General features: G+C 34.1%; 1 protein-coding gene and 1 pseudogene. Both read left to right on the top strand.

All coding sequences use genetic code 11. From position 1 onward, the window contains the following. Window positions 1-202: 202 nt before the first annotated feature. Window positions 203-397 (top strand): anti-sigma-G factor, encoded by a 195-nt coding sequence (gene csfB / locus ACWHAR_RS29710; protein ID WP_003243294.1) that lies wholly within the window; start codon window positions 203-205, stop codon window positions 395-397. A gap of 119 nt (window positions 398-516) precedes the next feature. Next, a pseudogene (locus ACWHAR_RS29705) lies at window positions 517-593 on the top strand (5-bromo-4-chloroindolyl phosphate hydrolysis family protein); the annotation flags it as partial.

The following is a 593-nucleotide window of genomic DNA, read 5'->3' as shown; positions in this document are numbered from 1 at the left end:
TGTGAGAGTAGGACGCCGCCAAGCAAGTTTAAACCCAGCTCATTGAGCTGGGTTTTTTGTTTACTTAAGATCGAGAAAATCAAACAAATACAAACACCGAGGGCTTATATAGCCCATATACTGATTTAAAGTTTCAAAAAGGTCTAAATAGTGTATACAATATCCGTTTTAAGGGGAGGCTAACTGTACGGAGGTGGAGAAGATGGACGAAACAGTTAAACTTAATCATACATGTGTGATTTGTGATCAAGAGAAGAATAGAGGCATTCATCTTTATACGAAATTCATATGCTTAGATTGTGAGAGAAAAGTAATTTCTACATCAACTTCTGATCCTGACTATGCCTTTTACGTAAAAAAATTAAAGAGCATTCATACACCGCCATTATATTCATAGACCTGAAAAGGTCTTTTTTTGTACTCTTAATAATAAAAAGAAGATGAAACTTGTTTAAGGATTGAACGTAGTAGATAATAATATTAAAACTGAGTATAGACACAGGAGTCGATTATCTCATGCAGAGATTTTTTCACTTTTTGATGTGGAGTTTAACTAGCAGTGCGACTTTTGTTTTCATAGGAATATTGAGCTT

Source organism: Bacillus sp. LR--39 (assembly GCF_053613335.1).
Note: the sequence above shows the minus strand (reverse complement) of the source record. Positions and strands in the feature narration are given on the sequence as shown.

Excerpts from the sequence above, each read along its gene's own strand:
- csfB (WP_003243294.1), top strand. The coding sequence starts at position 203 with ATGGACGAAACAGTTAAACTTAATCATACATGTGTGATTTGTGATCAA.